Raw genomic sequence first — 21,066 nt, 5'->3', positions numbered from 1 at the left:
TTCCTCCTTGTTATTTATCCATAATGGTTATTCGTAATGCATATATACGTATCCTATAATTCAAAAGTTATCCATCAATCGCCCAACATGAAAAAATTCCACTTCAGCCTATCTTATAATAGGGTGGATAGCTGGCTTTTTAAATAAGTGTTTCGTTTTTCGAGAAAATCGCAAATCCACTCGGGTTCACCATCAAACTGTTCAATACGGTCTTTTATATACGGATCATCGACGACATGCGGCCGCAATTGCTGATAAAGTTGCTCCGCTTTTGGCCTCATAAACTCTACAGTGAATTCGTGATCCAATGTATGTTTCATGATGTCATAATACATTTTTCGGAAGCGCTTTATATCTAATAATCGAGCGGTTAACGTATTAAATCCTTCGATACGTACGTAATCATAATCCATTTGTTTGCCGTTAATATCCCGTCCCCAAGTAGCGTCAAAATCCCACGGAATGATTTCGAATAAACCGGAATCTGGATTGCGATATAGCGCGTAATTGTGAACGAAGCCATCGAAATTTTGCGTGCAAACAACTCCTGCAAGCCAGCGCAAATATTTATTGACGTCCAAAAGCTTTGACATGACAGATTCGTACTCATATTTTGGCGTTGTGTTTAATTTGAAAATGAATTCCTCCAGATATCGGTGATCCTCTCGAGTCCCCAGTTTCCTTTCATAGCCCGCATCCAAAGACGTTTTAGGGGCCTTATCAAACGAACCAATCAGCGAAAAATTAGCGTCATCATCAATCGCGTAAAAAATAGGTCCTACCGGCAATTGACGTTTTTTTAAGAAAAATTCATCCACCGATTCTAATTGAAGATAAATTCCCTCATGCTTTCCATTGATCGATAAAAGAACGTGTCGGGAAGAAGGAGAAAGGACGCCAAGTGCCGAGAAAAAATCGAGGGAAAGTTTATTTCTCATGAGAGAAGGGTCTTTATATTCCGCATTCAAGTGAAGTTCATGAACTCCATGAAAGAAGTAAGGTTTATAAAACGAGATAAAATAGGATTTTTTCTTAAATTTGCGAATGTGTGAGCCTCGATAGCTTATATCGATATGAAATTTTTTTTTTGAAACGTAAATGTGGCAGGAACAGGGTCATCGTTCCAGATGTCGCGGCGCAGCTCCTGTAAATCATTAGGATGGATATAAATCGCATACAGAGGCAGCTGACTAGTTGACATCTATCATTTCCTCCTTTCTGATCATGTTCAATAAATCCTATGTGAATGGTAAGGCGCTTGTTACTCTAGGGCATTTATCTATTTTTGTAAAAAGCAAGACAAGTGTCTAAGTCATATATAGCCGCACAACGTACATTGTTTATAGGCAAAGATAGATGACCGCCAATTATCCATATTCTATCTTTCCAAAAACGAACATATATTGGGAGGTTAAAAAATGAGCGTTTATACGCATGATGACATTCAAAATGCCGTTGAAGAACTTGAGAAGGATGGTCTAGGAGACTTTTTATATCAAGAGCCGACAGGTCGTAAACACCGTTCCCGCCGCACAAGCGGTTGGCGCCGCACGAGTGGATGGCGTCGCACAAGCGGCTCCCGTCGTACGAGTGGTTCGCATCGTACGAGTGGTTCCCGCCGTACGAGTTGCTTCCGCCCTCGCAGAAAACGAAGATACTGGTGTGACAGCAATATGCATACATTATGGTTAGAATTAGATGATTGACATGTTATAAAATTCCATATTTTCCCATATTACAAAAATAGGCGATGATAACAAAGACGTCGCCTATTTTTACTCTCTTTTAAAAGGATTTGTAATAGCTTATATGACGAATTTTTTATTAATAAAACATTGTTCTAAATAAACAGATTAAAAAAGAAAATGATTCACTAAGATACGTTGATTTTCCATGGCAAAAATATTTCGAAGTATTGTGTAGATTCAAGGCATATAGTTATAATGTAAACACAAAAATTATTTTGGTTAACAATTGGGGGATGAGGATGAAAAAGCACATTCAGTCAGAGCTTCAACGATTAGAAGAAAAGACGCAAAGACGCATGTTGAAGAATGTATCTTCTTCGGATGGCACATGGATCGTCATGAACGGAAAGAAGATGTTAAATTTAGCGTCGAATAATTATTTAGGACTAGCGAGCGACGAACGATTGATTGAAGCGGGATATCAAGCAATGCGTACATACGGTGCGGGAGCTACTGCTTCGCGACTTATTTCCGGCAATTATGAACTATATACGAGAGCCGAAGAAGCGTTAAAAAACTGGAAAAAGGCAGAAGCAGCGCTCATTTTCAATAGCGGATATACGGCCAATCTCGGAATCATTGCGGCTCTGATTGGCCGCGATGATATTGTGTTTAGCGATTGGCTCAATCATGCGAGCATTATTGATGGAATCAGATTAAGCGGGGCGGAACGATATCGTTATTATCATAACGACCTCGATCATTTAGAGTCATTGTTGAAACAAGCATCTCCGCATAAACGAAAGTTGATTGTCACCGACTCGATTTTCAGCATGGATGGGGATATGGCGCAGTTAGAAGGTTTAGTGACATTGAAGAAACGTTACAACGCCATCTTAATGGTTGATGAAGCGCATAGCAGCGGCATTTATGGAGAAAGAGGTGAAGGTCTTGTTCACCATCTTCATTTGCAAGATCAGGTTGACATCCAAATGGGCACCTTCAGCAAAGCGTTAGGCAGCTTTGGCGCTTATGTTGTGGGAGAGCAATGGCTGATTGATTATTTCATTAATACGTCGCGCAGCTTTATTTTTACGACCGCTTTGCCTCCAGCTGTTCTTGGTGCAATTGAAAAATCGATTGAGATTGTTCAAAAAGAACATGCAAGAAGGCAAACGTTGCAAGATCACAGCCATTATTTCCGCACTGAACTCCAAAAGTTAGGATTTGACATTGGAAAAAGCACGACGCACATTGTTCCGATCATCATCGGATCAAATAAGCAAACGGTTCAAATGAGCGAGCGGCTTCAGGAACACGGAATCGCCGCGGTAGCGATCCGGCCGCCAACCGTTCCCGAAGGCACATCCCGCATCCGCTTCTCTCTTTCTTCCTCTTTGACGAAGGAAGAATTAGATTGGGCGCTCGAACGGATTGCAAAAGTAGGAAGAGAAATTGGGGTGATAACTTAAGATGATTGTGCGGATTATTCCTCCAACTTTTGACTGATATGATGGTCATACGAATCGTCTATAAAAGTTACACCCGCGCTCCGATGCCGCATGTTGTTTGAGTTTCTATAATCAACAATAAATAAGGCAAAGGAGCGTGAGAAGATGTTGCTTATCAATGATGTCATTCATAAAATGATTTATGATTTGGAAAAGAGCTCAGATATACTAAACTACAATCAAAAAAGCCGCTGAAAGTCCAGCGGTTTTTTTACATATCGGCCATCTAGCTGGCCATACTAACAATAGGTGATGGCAAATGTACACAAAAGCGGAGTTGGAACAGTTTGTTGAACAAGCAAAACAGTATGCGCGTTATGGAAAAGTCGCCGATTACATTCCCGCTCTTGGCAAAGCGGATCCAAACGATTTGTCTATCGCTATTTACTTGCCCGACGGCAATGTCATCGATGCGGGGGATACGACTCATAAAGTGACGCTCCAAAGCATTTCGAAAATTATTGCCCTCGCCCTTGTCCTAATGGACCGTGGGGAACAAGAAGTGTTTCGGAAAGTAGGCATGGAGCCGACGGGAGATCCATTTAATTCAATTGCCAAACTGGAGGAAGTGCAGCCGGCAAAGCCGCTCAATCCAATGATCAACGCCGGGGCGCTTGCGGTGACGCATATGATTGCTGGTGCTTCCGTCGCGGAGCGGTTCGAGCGGCTTTTGCAGTTTGTCAGGAAACTGGCGGGAAATCCGACGATTACATATTCGCAAGAAGTGGCCCAGTCCGAATTTGAAACGGCGTTTTTAAACCGCTCGCTCTGCTATTTTCTCAAGCAGCATGGTATCATCAATGAAGATGTCGAAGAGCTAATGGATCTTTACACAAAACAATGCGCGATTGAAATGACGTGCATCGACTTGGCGCGAATTGGTCTTGTCTTTGCGATGGACGGATGCGACCCGTTCACTGATGAACAGATGATGCCGCTTGATGTCGCTCGCATTTGCAAAACATTTATGGTCACGTGCGGCGTGTACAACGCATCAGGTGAATTTGCCATCAAAATCGGCATTCCCGCAAAAAGCGGCGTTTCGGGCGGCATCCTCGCCGCTGTCCCAGGCCGGTTTGGCATCGGCATTTTCGGTCCTGCATTAGACGACAAAGGCAACAGCATCACCGGCATGAAACTGTTAGAACTGATTTCAAAAACGTATTCGTTAAGCATTTTCTAAAAACAAGGGGGAAACAAATCATGAAAACATTTACGGTTCAATTTCACCGCGAAGATGAAGTAGAAGCGATGAAAGTGCAAAAACTAAACCAACAAGACTTTGACAAAGCAACCGAAGGCGGAACAAGGCATTTATTTGATTTGGATACAAATATCGGCTTTTTCGTCTTTTTTGATGCCGAAGACGCGAATGGAGACGTATCGTATCTCGTTTTGCAATATGAAGAAGACAATGAAGACCCAAGTGCGTGCTACGGATTTGAGCTGAAAGATTTTTACGAATTCGTCGCACTTTACTTAAATGATCTAGAATTTGGAGATGAGGAAGAAGTCGACGAAGAAGAACAATACGGTCCAATTCACCATTTGGCACATCTTCTTTATCATATTGTGGAAGAAGGAAATTCAATCGAAGTGTAACGAAACGATCCTGGATCACGTGCGATCCAGGATTTATATTGCCCGCTTTTTGCACTTTTCGACACTGCCTCTCACCAGCCCCGCTTATGCCTGTCGATGATCCAATTATTTAGCGCTTCGTTGGCAAAAGTTTTTATCGAAGGCGATTGATTTCCTAAAAAAGCTGCTTTTCAAAGAGGAATTGCCAAACATGTGGTGGGCATAGGGTGAAAAAGGAAGGTGGCGAGGAGGTCTCCGTCCCTCTTTGCCATCTTATTATTGCAACTGACGTCATATCGCTTGCTTCTCATATTTTTCGACATTGCCTTTCAATAGTTTCAACTCCTGCCCATCGATGCTTAAATCAATCAGCACCCCATTGAAAACATCTTCATTTGTCTTTTTATCATTCGACTGCAAATATCGTACGCGATACCACTTTTGTCCGTATTGAAAATACATATACCTCCCTTTTGCAAAGTCAAACCAAAACTTAACCCGTTCTCCGTTCACTGTTTTCCAGACGTAGCCCCATGCCCTTTTTTGAGGGAAATTTGTCATTTTTGGTCGGCCTGAATTGATGACTTTGTAGAATAGCTTGTTTTTCACATCGTACAGTATCATGATCTGCTGCCTCCTTTTATCATCTATTACTACATATATAGAAGCAGCGGCAGAAAATTAGACTTCTTTTTTAGAAAGTAGCGGCATGTATGCAGTTCCTATCAGACATGATCTCATGCACATTATCCTGTTGATTGCTCCCTTTTGTTGATCAACTCCATAATCATGCGCACGAAAAACGATAGGATAAAGATGGTTATAAACGAATACATCCATGTCCATGTATGATAGTTAATTAAATCTGTATATTTTTCACGAGAACATCCGCTGGAAGCCCACTGCTTTAGCTGTGGGAGGAAGGCGGGGTTTATATTTTCAATATATATTGAATTTTTCGTTCAATATAAGTACACTGGATTTAGAAAGGTAGGTGAATCAAGAATGCTCTGCACTCTCAAGATTAAATTAATGCCAACTCTTGAACAGTTTCATGCGCTGCTGGAAACAATGAAACGGTTTAACCAAGCATGCAACTATATTAGCGAGATTGCTTTTCGCTCCAGAACCTTTTCCAAAACGAAAATCCAGCGGCTTTGACAGACCGTCAAGGGATCAGTTTTGTTGTCGAGCTTGTGGGTACGCTGCCCCTGCCGACAACGTGGCTGCGGAAAACATCCGCAGGGCTGCTGTCAACCAGCCGAACGCGGCAGCCAATTAGGCTAGCTGCAAGCCCACGGCTTTAGCCGTTGGGTAGTTGACAAAGAACCTCAATGATCGTTAAAGCAGCGGTATATAATGTGCATTGCACGATAATGCCCAGAAGGCGGGAATGATAAGAGGTTTGGTAAAAATACACACACATGATCGGATACAGAAAGTATTCAAAAAGAAGGCTCGTTTTGAAATATTGGCCCAAAAACCTTACAGGGTATTCAATTAAGCGTGCTTCTGCAACAATAACGCCAAAAAATGAGGAAAAATAGGCTTTCAATAAGAACACTAAAAGCGTGTCTTTGATTAGCGGTTTTCTCAGACTAAAACAAAATAAGATAATGCCAATAACCAGCAATGCCCACAAAAGGATTCTGTCCATGGATTCATCCATCTCCTATGATTGATTTGCATATCGTTTAGTATGGCCAAGAGAAAAATGGAATATTTCTGAATACATGAAAATGCCGCTTAAGCACTGATTTGGTTGTTTCACTAACTCGTGGCTCAAATAGACAAAAGATGCGCTTATTGATCTCTAAATACGATCATGCCGCAAATCATCGGAATGATCATTAACATTGCGACGGTTAGAGTAGGTATCGGCAGCCGGTTTGCGAATATTGCACCCATCACTCCCAGAAAACCGCCTATAATAAAAGGAATGGCGGTTTTTGTCTTGTCCGCATTTGGTTTTGCGTGATACCATGCGTCCCATACGCAATAAACATAAAATCCAGGGTAAAATAACATGTAGTCAAAATGGGTCACCTCGACAGCCTGTTGATGTAATCCGTTAAAATCAAGGTGAATGGCTTCGTTTATATGTCCGAATGCATTATCAAAGTGTTCTACAATGATAAAGAAGACACCCTTTATGAATTGACCATTATATATTTGCCCGAATCCAGGCATCAGAATTGAAAATAAAGCAGCAATGTTTCTCATCGTATCCCCTTTCATTTTCTGGCAGTGGAAATCATCATCGTTTATTACTTATATTTCCTTATGAGCGAGTTCAGTATGTATATGATGTTTTGGTTTGGATGCGAATTTTTTCATTCATGGATACCGCATTGATAAAAGTGCTCAACCAAACACGCTGATGGGCCATAAAAACAATTATGAACGATTCATCCCGGTTTTTCGGCAGAATATTTAGTTGCATGGACGAATGCCACGATTAAGATAATGGGTCTTGCGTTTTGGTCTTGGAGGGGGAAAGGAGAATTTGAATGGCGGCATTGTCTAGATTGGCGGTGATGTCATCCAATTTCCCAGCCCATGTGAGATTATCTTGTTTGGGAGTTGGATAAAGAAGAAGTCGCCAACTAATAACATTGATCGTAAAGACAAATCCTTTAAATCGATTATCGTTTTCCAAAGACGATGATTCATTTTTCGATAGAGGGCAGAAAAATGCACATTTCAAACAAGGGAAAAATCTTGTAGAATATGTAAAGAGAAAATAAAAATAGGAGAGGGTATCATGCCAGTATACAACAAACTTGTCCGTGATAAGATTCCACAAATTATTGAACAAACGGGAAAGACATTTACAACGAGAATATTGGAAGATGACGAATATCGCAAAGAGCTGCGAAAAAAAGCATTTGAAGAATTAGAAGAATATATGAATGCGAGTGATAATGAAACAGCGCTGGAAGAATTGGCGGATGTGCTGGAAATTATTCATGCTCTTGCCGAATGCCACGGATCGTCGATCGAACGCGTTGAACAAATTCGAGCGGAAAAAGCAGAGAAGCGGGGAGGATTTAAAGAAAAAATCTTTTTAGTCGAGGTACACGATGAGTAAGGTCGAATTAATTCAACGCAATCTTATCGAAAAGATACAGGAACATATCGAAACATCGTCAACCATATACATACTAACCTCGTTCGTGATGAAATCGGGTGTCCGCCTGCTGAAAGAAACATTGAAAAAAGCGGCGGAACGAGGGGCGGATATTAAAATTTGCGCTGGCGATTATCTCTTTGTCACCCAGCCGGAAGCGCTTCGTGAGCTGATCTCTATTCATCCGGACATCGAGGTACGATTATGGCGAAGCAGGGGAGTATCTTTTCACCCAAAAGCATATTTATTTGAAAATACAACAAGCGGCTATTTTATTGTCGGTTCCTCCAACTTGTCGAAATCGGCGTTGACAGAAGGGATCGAATGGAATATCGGGTTGGACAAAAGCATCGATGAAAACGTATTTGTAGAGGCAATGGAAGAGTTTTTGAAGCTGTTTTACGCTGATGAAACAGTACAAGTGAACGAAGAGACGTTAAAGGACTATGAAAAGCAGTATCATGACTATCACCAACGGCATCCGAATCTCGTGCGAACGTGGGCGGAAGCGGAAGAAGTCGAATTAATGCTTCCATTGGATAAAGTAGAGACGGAAATCAATGAACGTGATCATGACGTAATTTACGATCCAGCAACGGTTACATACGAAACGATTCGACCGCGCTTTGCCCAAGTGGAAGCGCTCGAACGGCTGGAAGCGACTTATGAAGAAGGCTACGACAAGGCGATGGTCGTCATGGCGACAGGGCTTGGGAAAACGTATTTGGCAGCGTTTTTTGCCCGCCGTTTTCAAAAAGTACTGTTTATTGCGCATCGTGAAGAAATTCTTCGGCAGGCAAAACGTTCGTTTCAAAGGGTTATCCCGAATAAAACATTTGGCATTTATGACAGAAATAAGAAAGATAAGGATGCCGACATTATTTTTGCCTCCATTTTTACGCTAAGCATGAAAAAACATTTAAAAGCCTTTTCCAAAGATGCGTTCGATTTAATTATCATCGATGAATTTCATCACGCCGCGGCGCGCTCTTACCAGCGGGTGCTTGACTATTTCGAGCCAAAATTTCTGCTTGGCATTACCGCAACTCCAGATCGAAATGATAACAAAGATGTATATGCGATTTGTGACGGAAATGTTGCCTACAAAATTGATTTTATTGAAGCGGTTCAACGCGGATGGCTTGCCCCATTCCGTTATTACGGGGTCTACGATGATACGGATTATTCCAAGATCAAATGGCTCGGCAACCGCTATGATGAGGCAGAACTGCTTCAAGTGCAGCTAAGGGAAGAAATGGCAGACAAGATTTTAAAGGCATGGGAGAAATATAAGAAAACAAGAACGCTTGTATTTTGTTCATCGATCAAGCAAGCCGACTTTTTATCGGAATATTTTCGGAAACGAAACTATCGAACGGTCAGCCTTCACTCTAAACAGACAGACACTCCGCGTGGTAAGGCAATTGCAATGCTGGAGCAAGGAGAATTAGACGCCATTTTCACGGTGGACTTATTTAATGAAGGCGTCGATATTCCATCGGTGGATACGTTGCTGTTTGTCCGGCCGACGGAGTCGCTTACCGTGTTTACCCAGCAAGTGGGCCGCGGACTTCGGCTGTATGACGGAAAGGATTATTGCGTCATTATCGATTTAATCGGAAACTATCGCAATGCAGACGTGAAATTAGCGTTGTTTGATACGGAACGTGGGGAAGGTAAAAAGAAAAAAGCGACACTGATTCCAACTGTTCCGACAAATTGTTCGATTCATCTTGATGTACGGGCAATTAATCTATTAGAGGAAATGCAGAAAAAACGCCAGCCGCGTCGTGAGAAACTATTATTTGACTATCAACAACTAAAACAGGAACTCGGTTATCGTCCGACATACTTGCAGCTTCACCTCTATGGAAGAAGTGAAGCGGCTGAATATAAATCGGAATTCAAGTCGTATTTTGGGTTTCTTTATTGGGCTGAGGAACTGTCAGAACGAGAGAAAGAGGTTTTCAAAAAATATGAATCATGGCTGGTTGAGGTAGAACGCACTCCGATGTCGAAAAGCTACAAAATGGTTGTTTTACAGGCGATGCTTCAACGGGGTTCATCACGATGGCATTTGCCAATTACGCCCCAAGAGGCAGCACCATTTTTCCATCGCTATCTAACCGAGAAAGAATACCGGAAGCGCATTGATTTTTCGGACAAGGAAACAAAACGGCTATGGGTTTACGATGAAGAAAAAGTAAGCAAACTTATCGCTAGAATGCCGATGACGAAATGGAGCGGGAGTTCCAACGGCCTTCTTTCCTTTGACAACAATGTGTTTTCTTTAACATTTTCCATCGATCCGGAAGACGAAGAGATTTTATACCAATGGACGAAAGAGATTTGCGAGTATCGGTTGCATGTATATTTTGAAAGGAAAGACAATAAAAAAATAGAATAGTTTTATATTTTGCATGCTGTCTTTTAGGATGGAGTCGCTTTTTTCATTATACATTGGCAAGACAAGAGCATAACAATTTCAGGCAAATTGGAGCTAACGAAATATTAGGAGATGATTCGCCAAGAGTGTCAAAAAGCGGATGCGTAGCGACAGAAACAAAAAATACATAAAAGTAGAGTGGTTATTTTGCTCCACTCTACTTTCTATTTTCTCCTAACCCTTACACGTTGCGAAGAGTTCTTTTGTGATCATGTTGTTTTCAAATACCGTTTCAAGCAACATCACCGTTTCAAGCGTTGCTTTATAGTCGAGCGTTTCGAGTTCAGTATGTTCGTGCTCGTAGCCGACGGATAAGTTGACAGATGGAATGCCGAATTCGGCGAAGACTTTGGCGTCACTGAGGCCGCCTGGGGCCATTTTCCAATCTGGCATGCCGGCGAGTGCTCCTGCTGTTTCAAAAATACGGCCGTAATTATCGTCGCAAAATGGCATGATGCCAGCGTAAGAAGTGACGATATCGCGCATTCCGCGTCGGTCAACGACAATTGCGGCGTCGACGTCTTGTAAAAATGTTGGGTCGATATGGCGCGAGCCGAGGCAGCCGATTTCTTCTTCGACGGTAAAGGCGATTTTAAGCGTTCCCTTGAAGCGGGAATGGCGAATGAAATCAAGTATTTCTAAGATGACCGCGATTCCCGCGCGGTCATCGGCGCCTAAGATGCCGTGCGAGCTGTTTAATACCGTTCCGTTTTCGATAATCGTGCGTTTCGTCGAAAACGGGCGAACTGTATCCATATGGGCGGAAAGCAAAATCGTTGGACCGTTTCCGCAGTAGACAGCAGCAAGCAAGTTTCCGTAATCGTCGATTTCGCGCCAATCTGTTTTTTGTTGGAGCTTTCGATAGAGCATTTGCCGAATCATCGCTTCTCCGCCGCTTTTTCCGTTTATGGAAAGAAGGGAGTATAGGCGATGTTTGAATGTTTCTAAGCGATACGTCATCAGCAGCTCTGGATTTCGCCAGACATTGTATAACCGTTCAGCCATCGTCAGAAGGTCATCGATGTGTCCGCGCTGATAAAATAATGTTACTTTTCTTTTTTCCGCTCTAATTCGAACGTGTGGCGGAGTGCAAGCCCGGATGATGGCGAGCTGCTGGGCGGATAAGTCTTCGAGAAAATAAATCGTTGCCGGGCGAACTCCCTCTCCGTCGCAGCTGTAAACGGTGTAAATATGCATCATGTTCAGCCAGCGGACGATGCCGCGGACGTATGGATCGATTTGAATGAGAGGAAGTTCGTTTTTCGTCGGGTCGACCAGCGTTTCTCTTCCTGGAATGTCATCGTTGTAAAAAACAATTTGCTTGGCGGTTTGTTGGAGAGCTTCCATCCAGTCCGTTTCGGAAATGGTGTCAAGGTGCTGGTGCCGTTGGATAAGCGCTGCGAATGTTTGCGCAAGCCATTGTGATGTAATTCCTGTTTCCATATCCTCCGGATGAAATCCGTGACGAATCATCAATTTTGTCCATTTTTCCATATTATCCATCTCCTTTTCAAATTCGTTACAACACAACTATACAAATCGGTCTGTGACACCCTGTCACAAAGGAGGGAGAGTACGGAGATGGAAGAATACGAGTTTTTTCCGCATCAAGAAGAGCGCCGCTTGCTTGCGGAGTGGAAAAAAGAAAAAGATCGAAAACGGCGGGAAGAAATCGAAAACGAGTTGATTCATCTGTATGTTCGTTTTGGCGAGTATTTTAAAATGTCGAGCAACCCCGATCCGAAGCAGGCGAAAATGTATTTGCAAAAAGCGTTAAAGCGAAAGCCAAACCATCCAATTGCGAATTATCGGTTGGCACATATTTACTATAATGAAGGAAGATATGCCGAAGCGGCGTATCACTTTAATCAGGCGCTTTCGGGATCGATGGATGAATCTCTCAATGACACGCAGGAGATGTTAAGCCATATGTTTCTTGTCAATTGCGGCATTTTTCTCGCGGCGAACGCATTAAAGCAGATAGAAAAAATGGAAGCAAGGCCATATGATGAAGAAACGGTCGATCGCTATCGCCAGGCGATTTTTCTCCATCGCATTGAAGATTTTCATCGCGCGCTTTATCGTATCATTACACCAGAAAGCGACGAAATTGTAACGGAGGAAACCTATTTTTCCGAGCAGGAGCTACTTTCGCCACATGAGGTGATGCTTTGCATCAGCGAACAAGACGGCTTTGTCGTTCGTTTCGCAGGCGAGTTTGTAAAACTAGAATACCAGTCGTTTTATGTGCTTGCGACGATTCTTCATAGCGAACGGCCAATGACTGGGGAAGATATCCGAAAAACGTTGTTTCAAACGTTTTTCGGCAGAGACGTTACGGATGCTGCGATTCGAAAGATATTTGAGCGACTGCGCGCACGCATTCCGTTTTGGGATGATATCATTGAAACGACCAGAATGGGAAACAAAGTGGGGCGGAGCCGCAAACAAGGCGTTTCGTATCGGATTTTTTGCCGCGCGAGCGATATGTTTCCTTGGGATTGGATGAATATACGAAAAATATTAGAAAATAGAGGTATCGTTGTGGAAGAGTTAATAGGGGAAGGAGAAGCCTTTCGCAAGCGTTGGGAAAAGACGTTTACGGATGCCATTAGTCCACAGGAAAAACAGTCGATTTATTTTGAGCAGTTTTTGTGGCATGTATTCAGCTACGAAAAACTGCCTTGTCTTGAAGGAAAAGCGGCGATGCAAGCGTTTCATGAGGAGAATCGGTTCGTCTGTTATTTGTTTTATCAAGAAAGAGAAGAAGCGTATATGCTTGTAAACGCTGAAAATTTGCGGGCGGAAGATTTGCGGCGGGAGCACGATGTGTATGTCGTCGATCCGCAGTTTACATGGACGTACGTGCAGACGCATGAAGAGTGGTGCGGGCCGTATTTTTATCGAAAATATAGCCAAGAAGGCTTCCGCTTCAACGATCTCTTGTAGCTTTGCTTCCAATTGCTTGTTCATTTCCGCATCCAGTGCGTTAATAATTTCTTTTACAATTGTATTTGTTCTATTTTGTCATAAATAAATGATAGAATGAAAAGAAGGAAAATTTTGTGATGATATGGAGGAAAATAGTTTAACCTTATCAATTAAATGATCACGATGGAGTAGTGATTTATAACACGCATAATGAAAGAAAGAGGGATGCAATAGTGTTAATCGCATTAGATATGGATGGAACGCTGCTCAATTCGCAAGGACGGGTGAGTGAAAGAAATAAAGAGGCCATTGCAAAAGCGCAAAAGCATGGCCATATCGTGGCGATCGTAACAGGCAGGGCGTATAAAGACGCGCGCGCGCCGCTTCGGGATGCTGGGCTTGTTTGCCCGATTATGAGTTTAAACGGCGCGGTGATGACATTAGAAGATGGGACGGTGCTTGGCGATGTGCCGCTTGACAAGGAAAAGTTGATTCCAGCACTCGAATGGGTGCGCGCGCAGCCGGATTTATATTGCGAAATTTATACGGGCGATGCCGTCTATGTCGGACTCCATAACCGCGCCCATCTTGAGGCGATGGCCGAGCAGGCAAGCGATATCGCTCCCGAATTAAAGCGCATCGTAGAAAAGCAGTTCCAGCAGGCGCGCGTGACGTATGTCGATGACATCCGCGCCATCTGGGAAGATCGGCAAACCGTATTTTACAAGGTTCTCATTTTTTCTCTCAATCAAGAACGTTTACAAGAAGCGGCTGCCCAGTTTGACGGCATTTCCGGCATTACTGTCACCTCGTCGCATCCAAACAACATTGAGATTAACCATGAACAAGCGACGAAAGGGGAGGCGCTTGTAAAACTGGCCGCTCATTACGGCATTGATCTGAAAGATACGGTTGTTTTCGGTGACAGCCATAACGATTTATCGATGTTCGCCGTCGCCGGCTGCTGCGTAGCGATGGAAAATGCCGCACCGGAATTAAAAGAAGTCAGCGACATAGTCACTGCGTCACATGAGGAAGATGGCGTGGCGATCGTGTTGGAAGAACTGATCGACAAACGAAAACAGTGACGGTGGGCATCATGCTCTTCCCACCGTCTCATTCCGTATTAATGGACTCCGTTAAGAAAAATCAAAGTTTTTCAATGCGGCAAGCAGAATTTTTTGCAGCAAATGCATGTGAACAGCCAGCTCTCTATCAACAGAGGGCTGGCTGTACTGTTTTATGGAACCATCGCGAATATTGGCTGGAAGGATTTTCAGACTGCCTCATTTTGTTGTACTATTATGAATAAAGGCAATTGTTGCGGTTTTTGATTTATACGTCTGTTGTTCTGCTCTATGTTGTGCCGCAGTTTATGTCTGAAAGTGTCATTCGTTATAGCGCCGGGATTGGCGATGGCTGTGCCTATTTTCATATTAACGGTGAAGTTAAGGCATGTTTGACTGTTTTAGGTCCTACGAACCGATTCACTTCTGAAGCAATAGAGAAATAGCCAAAGAAGGGGCTAAGGCCATTTCAGAAAAGTTAGGATATCGAGAATAGGGGGATAATCATGAATATATCACAAAAAATTGTATCCGTAAGGGGCACGCAAATTGGCGGAGAACAGCCATGCATTTGTACTCCTATAGTAGGAGCGAGTATGGAACAAATTTTGTCGGAGACGGAAGAAGTATGTCGAAAGAGGCCTGATATTATTGAGTGGCGCGCCGACTTTTTTAAAGATATTTACGATCCGCAAAAAGTGCTCGAAACAGCGCTAGCCATTCGAAAAATTGCAGGGGAAATTCCCATTCTTTTTACGATTCGTTCGGAAAAGGAAGGCGGGAATCCTGTTCCGTTAACAGAAACAGAAAAAATCCGATTATTTATAGAAATGTGCAAAAGCCGATTAGTGGATATGATTGATTACGAGCTGCTTTATGAAAAGGAATTGGTATCGCTTCGCCAAGTATCAAAGGAATATGGCATTCGCATGATTATGTCCTATCATAATTTCAGCTCAACTCCCCCAAAAGAAGAACTTGTCCAAAAAATGCTGCAGGCGGAATCATATGGGGCTGATATTGCCAAAGTCGCTGTTATGCCTGCTTCTCCGCAAGACTTGCTTGTTTTATTCCAGGCGACCCAAGAGGCACGAAGCCAGTTAAGCATTCCCCTTATCACCATGTCAATGGGAGGATTAGGGGTCATTACTCGCTTGGCTGGATGGATGTTTGGTTCGGCAGTTACTTTTGCTGTTGGTCAAAATAGTTCGGCACCAGGCCAAATCCCAATTGAGGATTTGAAAGAAGTCCTTCATATTGTGCAAAAGCATATGTTTCACGGCTAATGGATATGGAAGGAGTAAATAATTTTTATGATTTGTTGTAAAGAAAGGGCGGCAGATATGGGTACATATTGCAACATTCCGCTTCGGGAAAGAAATATCGTGTTAATCGGCTTTATGGGAGTAGGAAAAACAACGATTGGCCAGCTTGTGGCGAAAAAGCTGTACCGGGACTTTATTGATGTAGATCAGGAAATCGAGAAACGGCATCAAATGTCGATTCCGGCCATTTTTGAACAAATGGGAGAAGACTATTTTCGAAAAGTGGAGAGGGAACTGATCATTGATCTTTGCACGAACACCCGCTTAAAAATTATTTCCCTCGGGGGAGGCGCGTATTTGCAGGAGGAAGTAAGAAAGGCTTGTTTATCCCACGGCATTGTCGTTTTCCTCGATTTGTCATGGGAAAACTGGAAAGAACGTCTTCCGTCCATTGTCCATGACCGTCCTTTGTTGAAAAATAAGACGCTCGAGGAAATCAAGGAATTATTTGAACAGCGGAAACAAGCTTATTCTCAGCATCATTATCGCGTGGCGACAGATGGGCTTGATCCGGAAACGGTAGCAACTCGCGTAATGAAATTGATTCGCGAGCGGGATACGGAATGATCAGGAAAAACACCCTTTGTTTTGTACAAGGGTGTTTTCTGTTGGAATTTATGATACGTCTCTGAATCAAGGAATGTTCTTTTCAGGTGATTCGTTGCCGAAGGAAACACTTAAGGAGCAGCAGGAGGAAAATGAAGAGAGGAGACGGTCATTGTTGCCGATACAACTCGCGGATTTTCCGTTCATGCTGGAGCGTTTTGCTTGAGAGGAAATCGACCGTTTCCTGTGTTTCCGACAGTTCGATGCGCAGGCTGTCTACTTTTGTTTCTAAACGGTTGAATCGCTCGTTCATTTTTTCTTCAAGATTTTCTACCATCTGTCTCATTTCTGTTCTGAGTTGATTTCCCATTTTCTGCATTTTTGCTTCTAATCCATTTTCCATTTTTTGCATTTTTGTTTCCAACCTATTTTCCAGTTCTTCCATTTTTGTTTCCAAACGGTTTTCCATTTCTTGCATTTTTGTGTGCATATGGTTGGAATGAAGCTCCAATGCTTTCAAAATTTCTTTTAGCATTGTTTCCTGTTCCATTTCTCTCACCTCCCTTACTTATCTCATTATAAAAGAAGAAAGAAAAGAAGGAAAGGAAAATCTACGATGCTTACGAGAATAAAAGATTGTCGAATGAGTCCATCACTTTCATTTGAGAAAGTTTATACTCAATTTTCATCGTACTTTTATATTGATGATGTGGGAAAAAGAAACACTAGAAAAAGAAGAGAAAATGCCCGAGAAAAGGCGGCGGCTTGTTATTGTTTTTTGGATTAATGTTCTTCCATTTTTATCGTATTGACATGCTTTCTTCCTCAAGTGATGTGATATTATAATTAAAGATATTTCCTTATTCCACGGTAGCGAAATAGCCGCCGCATCTGATGGTTATACTGTTTTGTAGCTTATGCCTTAGGATTGTTGGAGATATATCGGTTGCTTATACGAGGAAGTGAAGCAACGTTCGTTATATATCGTGAAAGACGTGTGGGGAGTCGGAAATAAGCATGAAAATGCATCGTTTTGCGTGGAACAGCCGCAAAAATATTCAAACATTATGGCGTTTTTGCCTTGTTGGCGCCGGAAATACATTTGTGGACTTTATTGTCTTTTTTCTTCTTGCCTCGTTTGGCGTTTCCGCGCTGTTGGCGCAAGTATGCTCTTATACCGTCGGTGTGGTCAACAGCTATGTATGGAACAGGATGTGGACGTTTCGGGTAAAACGAAAAGCAAGCATCGGAGAGTTTTTGCGTTTTATCGTGGTGAATGTGCTGTCGCTTGCGGTGACGCTTCTTCTCCTCTTTCTCTGCCGGGACATTGGGCACTGGCCGCTGTTTGCCGGAAAACTCGCAGCGACGTTGGGAGGGATTGCCGTCAATTTTGCCGGCAGCCGCTTCTGGGTGTTTGCCTCGAAACCGTCCCATTCCTAACATGGGTGTACGACAAACTTTGGATTGGTTAGAGCCTGATATTCCGAATCGGATGTGCAAAACGGTACCATATAGAACAATAGTCTTAATTTTCCATAAAAATAATGATACAATAATAAATAACTGTAGATGAGCATTTTTCATTACAATAATTTCCATGGTTAGAGAGACAAACAGGGTACCCCTTACGCGATACGGAGCTGTTTTTTGATCACATCAATGGGAATATCTTGCTTTGCAGCGTCATAAACTATTCATGAGACATGAACCTCCTTGTGGATAGTTGGTGGTACATCTATTCTAACCAAGGAATCGGGTTCATGTCTCCTTTTTTGTTTAGTTGTCAATTTATGTCAGTGAATTTGCTCATCTACAGTAAATAATAAGAAATAGGATAAACGGATGGGAGCAGGTGACTAAGTGATTTACTCTTTCGAACTGCTGTTTTTAGCAGTCGTTTCGTTTTTGCTGGCGTATTTTATCGGGGCGAAAAAATATACGTGGCTGCTGTCCGGATATAATCAGCGGCGCATTCGTGATCAAGAAAAATTGGCGAGAATCGTAGGGAAATATAATATGGTCGTTGGCATTGCCGCAGCGGCTGGAAGCATGATTGACCATCCTGATATGATCGTGATTTTTCCGATTGCCGTTATTGGCCATGTGGCGCTTGCGGCTTATGCGAACGTCAAAATGGTAGAGTAAAAGCCGAATCCGACAAGCTGGATTCGGCTTTTTCCTTTAGGAGCGAATTTGCCCCGTGCCGTATACGAGCGATTTCGTCGTGGTGATCGCGCGCAATCCCATCGGACCGCGGGCGTGCAGTTTTTGCGTGCTAATGCCGATTTCCGCCCCGTAGCCAAACTGTTCGCCGTCGGTAAAGCGGGTCGAGGCGTTATGATAAAGCACGGCGGCGTCAATCGCTTGGAAAAAGAAGCGGACGTTGTCGTTTTGTTCGGAAATAATTGCCTCGGAATGTTTCGTGCCATAGCGGTTAATATGGTCGGCTGCTTCTTTGACGTTCTGCACGAGTTTAACCGCTAAAATCGGCGCCAAATATTCGGTGCTCCAGTCTGCTTCGGCAGCTTGCTGGATAAAGGAATACGATGAAGCAAGCTGCGAATCGCCGCGCAGCTCTACTCCGCGCGCGTGCAATGTTTCGACGAGTTCGCTGATATACGGCCAGTTTTGATGGATTAATACCGTTTCCACCGCATTGCAGACGGATGGGCGCTGCAATTTCGCGTTTAAGACGATATCGATTGCCATTTGCTTTTGCGCCGATTCATCGATGAAAATATGGCAGTTGCCAACGCCAGTCTCCAGCACTGGAACGGTGGCGTTTTCGATGACGGAGCGAATCAGTCCTGCTCCGCCGCGTGGAATTAATACATCTAAGTAGCCGTTTAAACGAAACATTTGCTGGGCCGCTTCCCGGCTCGTGTCTTCGAGAAGCTGGATGGCATCGGCAGGGATGGCGGAATCGCGAAGCGCCTCCTTCATGACATGGACGAGCGCTTTGTTTGAATGAAGCGCCGATGAGCTGCCGCGCAATAAGACGGCGTTTCCTGTTTTTAGGCAAAGGCTTGCGGCATCGACGGTGACGTTCGGGCGCGCTTCGTACACCATTCCGATGACACCGAGAGGCACGCGAATTGTTTGAATGCGAAGCCCATTCGGCCGCGTCCATTCTTCGACGATTTCGCCGATTGGGTCAGGAAGATCTGCAACTTGACGGACGCCGTCGACAATTTGCTCGATTCGTTCGTTTGTTAGCTGCAACCGGTCGATTAAAGCAGGAGAAAGACCTTGTTCTTTTCCAAGCGCAACGTCTTTTTCGTTTTCTTGCAAAATCCATTCTTTTTGTTTGATCAGCGCTTCGGCGATGCGCGTTAATGCTTCGTTTTTTTCTTCTGTTGACAGAAGGGCTAACGTTTTCGCTGCTTGTTGAAGCTGTTCTGCTTTTATAAGCAATTCGTTCATTTTACGACACTCTCCTTTCGTAATGATACCCAGTTGTCGCGGTGGATTACTTCTGGTCGATGGTTAATCGAATATTTTCTCGCTTCATTGCTAGAAAGGCCTTTGATTTGTTCTAAGTCGCTAGCGGAGTAATATACTTGACCGCGGCCGATGACGGCTCCTTTTCGGTTGACGACCTCGACGACATCCATGGCGGAAAAATTTCCATATACCGCGGTAACGCCAGCGGGAAGCAGACTTTTTCCACGCTGCAACAGGGCGGTTTCGGCGCCTTCGTCAATTTCGATTTTTCCGGCGACCGGTGCATGGTATGCAATCCATTGCTTGCGCATTTGCATATGTCCATGAAACGGCGCGCCGATATATGTCCCGTCTCCTTTTCCTTCCAAAATGTCACAAAGTTTTTCTTTTCCCGCACCCGTTCCGACAAAGACGCTTACTCCAAACGAGAGCGCTTTTTGCGCGGCGAGAAGCTTTGATTTCATCCCGCCTGTTCCAACCGCGGAGCCGCTGCCGCCCGCCGCTTCAATCATTTCATCGGTAATATTCGGAAGAAACGCGTATTTTTTCGCTTTCGGATTTGTTTTCGGATTATCATCATATAATCCGTTAATATCCGTTAAAATAATGAGCGCATCCGCGTGCAAAAAGCCGCTGACAAGCGCGGAAAGCATATCGTTGTCGCCAAACGTCAATTCCTCGACGGACACGGAGTCGTTTTCATTGATGATCGGCAAAACTCCGCATGCCAGCAATGTGGTGATTGTGGAAAATAAATTATGAAACCGTTCACGGCTGTAAAAGTCTTCTCTTGTTAATAAAATTTGTCCTGTCGTAATGCCGAACTGTTTGAATGCGGAAATATAGCCTTGCATGAGCAGCCCTTGCCCGACCGCCGCCGCTGCTTGTTTTCCCGCGGTGGTAGTAGGCCTAGACGGATAGCCGAGCGGTCCGAATCCAGCGGCGACCGCACCCGATGTGATTAAAATGACCTCGTGGCCTAATTGTTTGATATAGGCGATCGCTTCGACATGATCGAAAAGTTTTTCATGGCAAAGAGCGCCTTTGGTATCCGTTAATGAGCTGCTTCCGATTTTCACGACGACTCGCTGCTTTTTCACGCGCATCCTCCTTTCTATTTGCCAATAAAAAACGCTTTTTCCCTTCCTTGCAAAAGGACGGAAAAAGCGTTCCGCGGTACCACCTTTTTTGGCGCAACATGCGCCCACCTCTTGCCCGTAACGAGGGCGGACGGCTTATGTTTGCATAAGCGGCCTTTCTAGGGCAGGTTCAATCGACTTCCCGTGAGGAACCTTCCAGCCTACGGGTTCCACTCTCTTGCACGTTCCATCGATTTACTAGTCCCGTACCGTTTTCCGTATCAACGATTTGTTAGAAATTATCCATACAAATCAGAA

The 21,066-nt window shown here is 43.7% G+C and carries 19 protein-coding genes and 3 pseudogenes; 13 read left to right on the top strand and 9 right to left on the bottom strand.

Annotated elements, in window-relative coordinates; translation table 11 throughout:
* Positions 1-113 precede the first annotated feature (113 nt).
* Positions 114-1,201, bottom strand: a pseudogene (locus tag B9L23_RS12870) (CotH kinase family protein).
* A gap of 217 nt (positions 1,202-1,418) precedes the next feature.
* Here B9L23_RS12870 and B9L23_RS12865 point away from each other — a divergent pair.
* From B9L23_RS12865 to B9L23_RS12850, 4 genes are all read left to right on the top strand, one after another.
* Positions 1,419-1,706 (top strand): CotG/ExsB N-terminal domain-containing protein, encoded by a 288-nt coding sequence (locus B9L23_RS12865; protein ID WP_089097810.1) that lies wholly within the window; start codon positions 1,419-1,421, stop codon positions 1,704-1,706.
* Between the two features lie 281 nt (positions 1,707-1,987).
* On the top strand, positions 1,988-3,160 hold the full coding sequence (bioF, locus tag B9L23_RS12860; RefSeq protein WP_089097809.1) for an 8-amino-7-oxononanoate synthase: 1,173 nt from the start codon (positions 1,988-1,990) through the stop codon (positions 3,158-3,160).
* Between the two features lie 298 nt (positions 3,161-3,458).
* Entirely contained in the window at positions 3,459-4,382 is a 924-nt protein-coding gene (glsA, locus tag B9L23_RS12855) for a glutaminase A (protein WP_089097808.1), read from the top strand.
* A gap of 20 nt (positions 4,383-4,402) precedes the next feature.
* Positions 4,403-4,801 (top strand): hypothetical protein, encoded by a 399-nt coding sequence (locus B9L23_RS12850; RefSeq protein ID WP_015864196.1) that lies wholly within the window; start codon positions 4,403-4,405, stop codon positions 4,799-4,801.
* Positions 4,802-5,071: 270 nt separating this feature from the next.
* Here B9L23_RS12850 and B9L23_RS12845 read toward each other — a convergent pair whose 3' ends face one another.
* Positions 5,072-5,404: a hypothetical protein gene (locus tag B9L23_RS12845; RefSeq protein WP_089097807.1), complete on the bottom strand. Its 333-nt coding sequence runs from the start codon at positions 5,402-5,404 to the stop codon at positions 5,072-5,074.
* 381 nt (positions 5,405-5,785) lie between these two features.
* Here B9L23_RS12845 and B9L23_RS20115 point away from each other — a divergent pair.
* Positions 5,786-5,938: pseudogene (locus tag B9L23_RS20115) on the top strand (RNA-guided endonuclease TnpB family protein); the annotation flags it as partial.
* A 166-nt stretch (positions 5,939-6,104) separates the two neighbouring features.
* Here B9L23_RS20115 and B9L23_RS12840 read toward each other — a convergent pair.
* The 3 genes and pseudogenes from B9L23_RS12840 to B9L23_RS21845 all read right to left on the bottom strand — a co-directional run.
* Positions 6,105-6,437 (bottom strand): annotated as a pseudogene (locus B9L23_RS12840) (CBO0543 family protein); the annotation flags it as partial.
* Positions 6,438-6,583: 146 nt separating this feature from the next.
* Positions 6,584-7,003 carry a hypothetical protein gene (locus B9L23_RS12835; RefSeq protein ID WP_081189394.1) on the bottom strand — a complete coding sequence of 140 codons (420 nt, stop codon included), beginning with the start codon at positions 7,001-7,003 and terminating at the stop codon, positions 6,584-6,586.
* 235 nt (positions 7,004-7,238) lie between these two features.
* Positions 7,239-7,439 (bottom strand): YoqH family protein, encoded by a 201-nt coding sequence (locus B9L23_RS21845; RefSeq protein WP_483874398.1) that lies wholly within the window; start codon positions 7,437-7,439, stop codon positions 7,239-7,241.
* A 105-nt stretch (positions 7,440-7,544) separates the two neighbouring features.
* On the opposite strand from B9L23_RS21845, the gene B9L23_RS12830 reads away from it, so the two are divergent.
* Together B9L23_RS12830 and B9L23_RS12825 are read left to right on the top strand one after the other, a co-directional pair.
* A complete protein-coding gene (locus tag B9L23_RS12830; RefSeq protein ID WP_015864194.1) occupies positions 7,545-7,871 on the top strand; it encodes a nucleoside triphosphate pyrophosphohydrolase in 327 nt (108 codons plus the stop codon).
* Positions 7,864-10,317, top strand: coding sequence for a DEAD/DEAH box helicase family protein (locus B9L23_RS12825; protein WP_089097806.1), 2,454 nt, complete (start codon positions 7,864-7,866; stop codon positions 10,315-10,317). Before B9L23_RS12830 ends, B9L23_RS12825 begins: the two co-directional genes overlap by 8 nt.
* Positions 10,318-10,530: 213 nt before the next feature.
* On the opposite strand, the gene B9L23_RS12820 is transcribed toward B9L23_RS12825, so the two are convergent.
* Positions 10,531-11,850: a M20/M25/M40 family metallo-hydrolase gene (locus B9L23_RS12820; protein ID WP_089097805.1), complete on the bottom strand. Its 1,320-nt coding sequence runs from the start codon at positions 11,848-11,850 to the stop codon at positions 10,531-10,533.
* An 87-nt stretch (positions 11,851-11,937) separates the two neighbouring features.
* Here B9L23_RS12820 and B9L23_RS12815 point away from each other — a divergent pair, with 87 nt between their 5' ends.
* The 4 genes from B9L23_RS12815 (at position 11,938) to B9L23_RS12795 (ending at position 16,246) form a co-directional block, all read left to right on the top strand.
* Positions 11,938-13,305: a DUF4275 family protein gene (locus B9L23_RS12815; protein WP_245842413.1), complete on the top strand. Its 1,368-nt coding sequence runs from the start codon at positions 11,938-11,940 to the stop codon at positions 13,303-13,305.
* A gap of 215 nt (positions 13,306-13,520) precedes the next feature.
* Positions 13,521-14,375: a Cof-type HAD-IIB family hydrolase gene (locus tag B9L23_RS12805; RefSeq protein WP_089097804.1), complete on the top strand. Its 855-nt coding sequence runs from the start codon at positions 13,521-13,523 to the stop codon at positions 14,373-14,375.
* 485 nt (positions 14,376-14,860) lie between these two features.
* Positions 14,861-15,640, top strand: coding sequence for a type I 3-dehydroquinate dehydratase (gene aroD, locus B9L23_RS12800; RefSeq protein WP_089097803.1), 780 nt, complete (start codon positions 14,861-14,863; stop codon positions 15,638-15,640).
* Positions 15,641-15,697: 57 nt separating this feature from the next.
* On the top strand, positions 15,698-16,246 hold the full coding sequence (locus B9L23_RS12795) for a shikimate kinase (RefSeq protein WP_089098328.1): 549 nt from the start codon (positions 15,698-15,700) through the stop codon (positions 16,244-16,246).
* Positions 16,247-16,394: 148 nt separating this feature from the next.
* Here B9L23_RS12795 and B9L23_RS12790 read toward each other — a convergent pair whose 3' ends face one another.
* Positions 16,395-16,775 carry a transcriptional regulator gene (locus tag B9L23_RS12790; protein ID WP_089097802.1) on the bottom strand — a complete coding sequence of 127 codons (381 nt, stop codon included), beginning with the start codon at positions 16,773-16,775 and terminating at the stop codon, positions 16,395-16,397.
* Positions 16,776-17,242: 467 nt separating this feature from the next.
* On the opposite strand from B9L23_RS12790, the gene B9L23_RS12785 reads away from it, so the two are divergent.
* A complete protein-coding gene (locus B9L23_RS12785) occupies positions 17,243-17,665 on the top strand; it encodes a GtrA family protein (protein WP_089097801.1) in 423 nt (140 codons plus the stop codon).
* 420 nt (positions 17,666-18,085) lie between these two features.
* Positions 18,086-18,370: a DUF3784 domain-containing protein gene (locus B9L23_RS12780; protein ID WP_089097800.1), complete on the top strand. Its 285-nt coding sequence runs from the start codon at positions 18,086-18,088 to the stop codon at positions 18,368-18,370.
* Between the two features lie 36 nt (positions 18,371-18,406).
* Here B9L23_RS12780 and B9L23_RS12775 read toward each other — a convergent pair whose 3' ends face one another.
* Together B9L23_RS12775 and proB are read right to left on the bottom strand one after the other, a co-directional pair.
* Complete coding sequence (locus B9L23_RS12775; RefSeq protein WP_089097799.1) at positions 18,407-19,648, bottom strand: glutamate-5-semialdehyde dehydrogenase; 1,242 nt, start codon at positions 19,646-19,648, stop codon at positions 18,407-18,409.
* Complete coding sequence (gene proB / locus B9L23_RS12770) at positions 19,645-20,769, bottom strand: glutamate 5-kinase (RefSeq protein ID WP_062756253.1); 1,125 nt, start codon at positions 20,767-20,769, stop codon at positions 19,645-19,647. Before proB ends, B9L23_RS12775 begins: the two co-directional genes overlap by 4 nt.
* Positions 20,770-21,066: the final 297 nt, after the last annotated feature.

The sequence above is a fragment of the Parageobacillus galactosidasius genome (genome assembly GCF_002217735.1).
Classification (GTDB): Bacteria; Bacillota; Bacilli; order Bacillales; family Anoxybacillaceae; genus Parageobacillus_B; species Parageobacillus_B toebii.
Note: the sequence above shows the minus strand (reverse complement) of the source record. Positions and strands in the feature narration are given on the sequence as shown.

Coding starts and splice junctions, on each gene's coding strand:
- B9L23_RS12815 (WP_245842413.1), top strand. CDS start 11,938: ATGGAAGAATACGAGTTTTTTCCGCATCAAGAAGAGCGCCGCTTGCTT.
- B9L23_RS12830 (WP_015864194.1), top strand. CDS start 7,545: ATGCCAGTATACAACAAACTTGTCCGTGATAAGATTCCACAAATTATT.
- bioF (WP_089097809.1), top strand. CDS start 1,988: ATGAAAAAGCACATTCAGTCAGAGCTTCAACGATTAGAAGAAAAGACG.
- B9L23_RS12835 (WP_081189394.1), bottom strand. CDS start 7,003: ATGAGAAACATTGCTGCTTTATTTTCAATTCTGATGCCTGGATTCGGG.
- B9L23_RS12850 (WP_015864196.1), top strand. CDS start 4,403: ATGAAAACATTTACGGTTCAATTTCACCGCGAAGATGAAGTAGAAGCG.
- B9L23_RS12825 (WP_089097806.1), top strand. CDS start 7,864: ATGAGTAAGGTCGAATTAATTCAACGCAATCTTATCGAAAAGATACAG.
- aroD (WP_089097803.1), top strand. CDS start 14,861: ATGAATATATCACAAAAAATTGTATCCGTAAGGGGCACGCAAATTGGC.
- B9L23_RS12775 (WP_089097799.1), bottom strand. CDS start 19,648: ATGAACGAATTGCTTATAAAAGCAGAACAGCTTCAACAAGCAGCGAAA.
- glsA (WP_089097808.1), top strand. CDS start 3,459: ATGTACACAAAAGCGGAGTTGGAACAGTTTGTTGAACAAGCAAAACAG.
- B9L23_RS12820 (WP_089097805.1), bottom strand. CDS start 11,850: ATGGAAAAATGGACAAAATTGATGATTCGTCACGGATTTCATCCGGAG.
- B9L23_RS12785 (WP_089097801.1), top strand. CDS start 17,243: ATGAAAATGCATCGTTTTGCGTGGAACAGCCGCAAAAATATTCAAACA.
- B9L23_RS12795 (WP_089098328.1), top strand. CDS start 15,698: ATGGGTACATATTGCAACATTCCGCTTCGGGAAAGAAATATCGTGTTA.
- B9L23_RS12790 (WP_089097802.1), bottom strand. CDS start 16,775: ATGGAACAGGAAACAATGCTAAAAGAAATTTTGAAAGCATTGGAGCTT.
- B9L23_RS12865 (WP_089097810.1), top strand. CDS start 1,419: ATGAGCGTTTATACGCATGATGACATTCAAAATGCCGTTGAAGAACTT.
- B9L23_RS12845 (WP_089097807.1), bottom strand. CDS start 5,404: ATGATACTGTACGATGTGAAAAACAAGCTATTCTACAAAGTCATCAAT.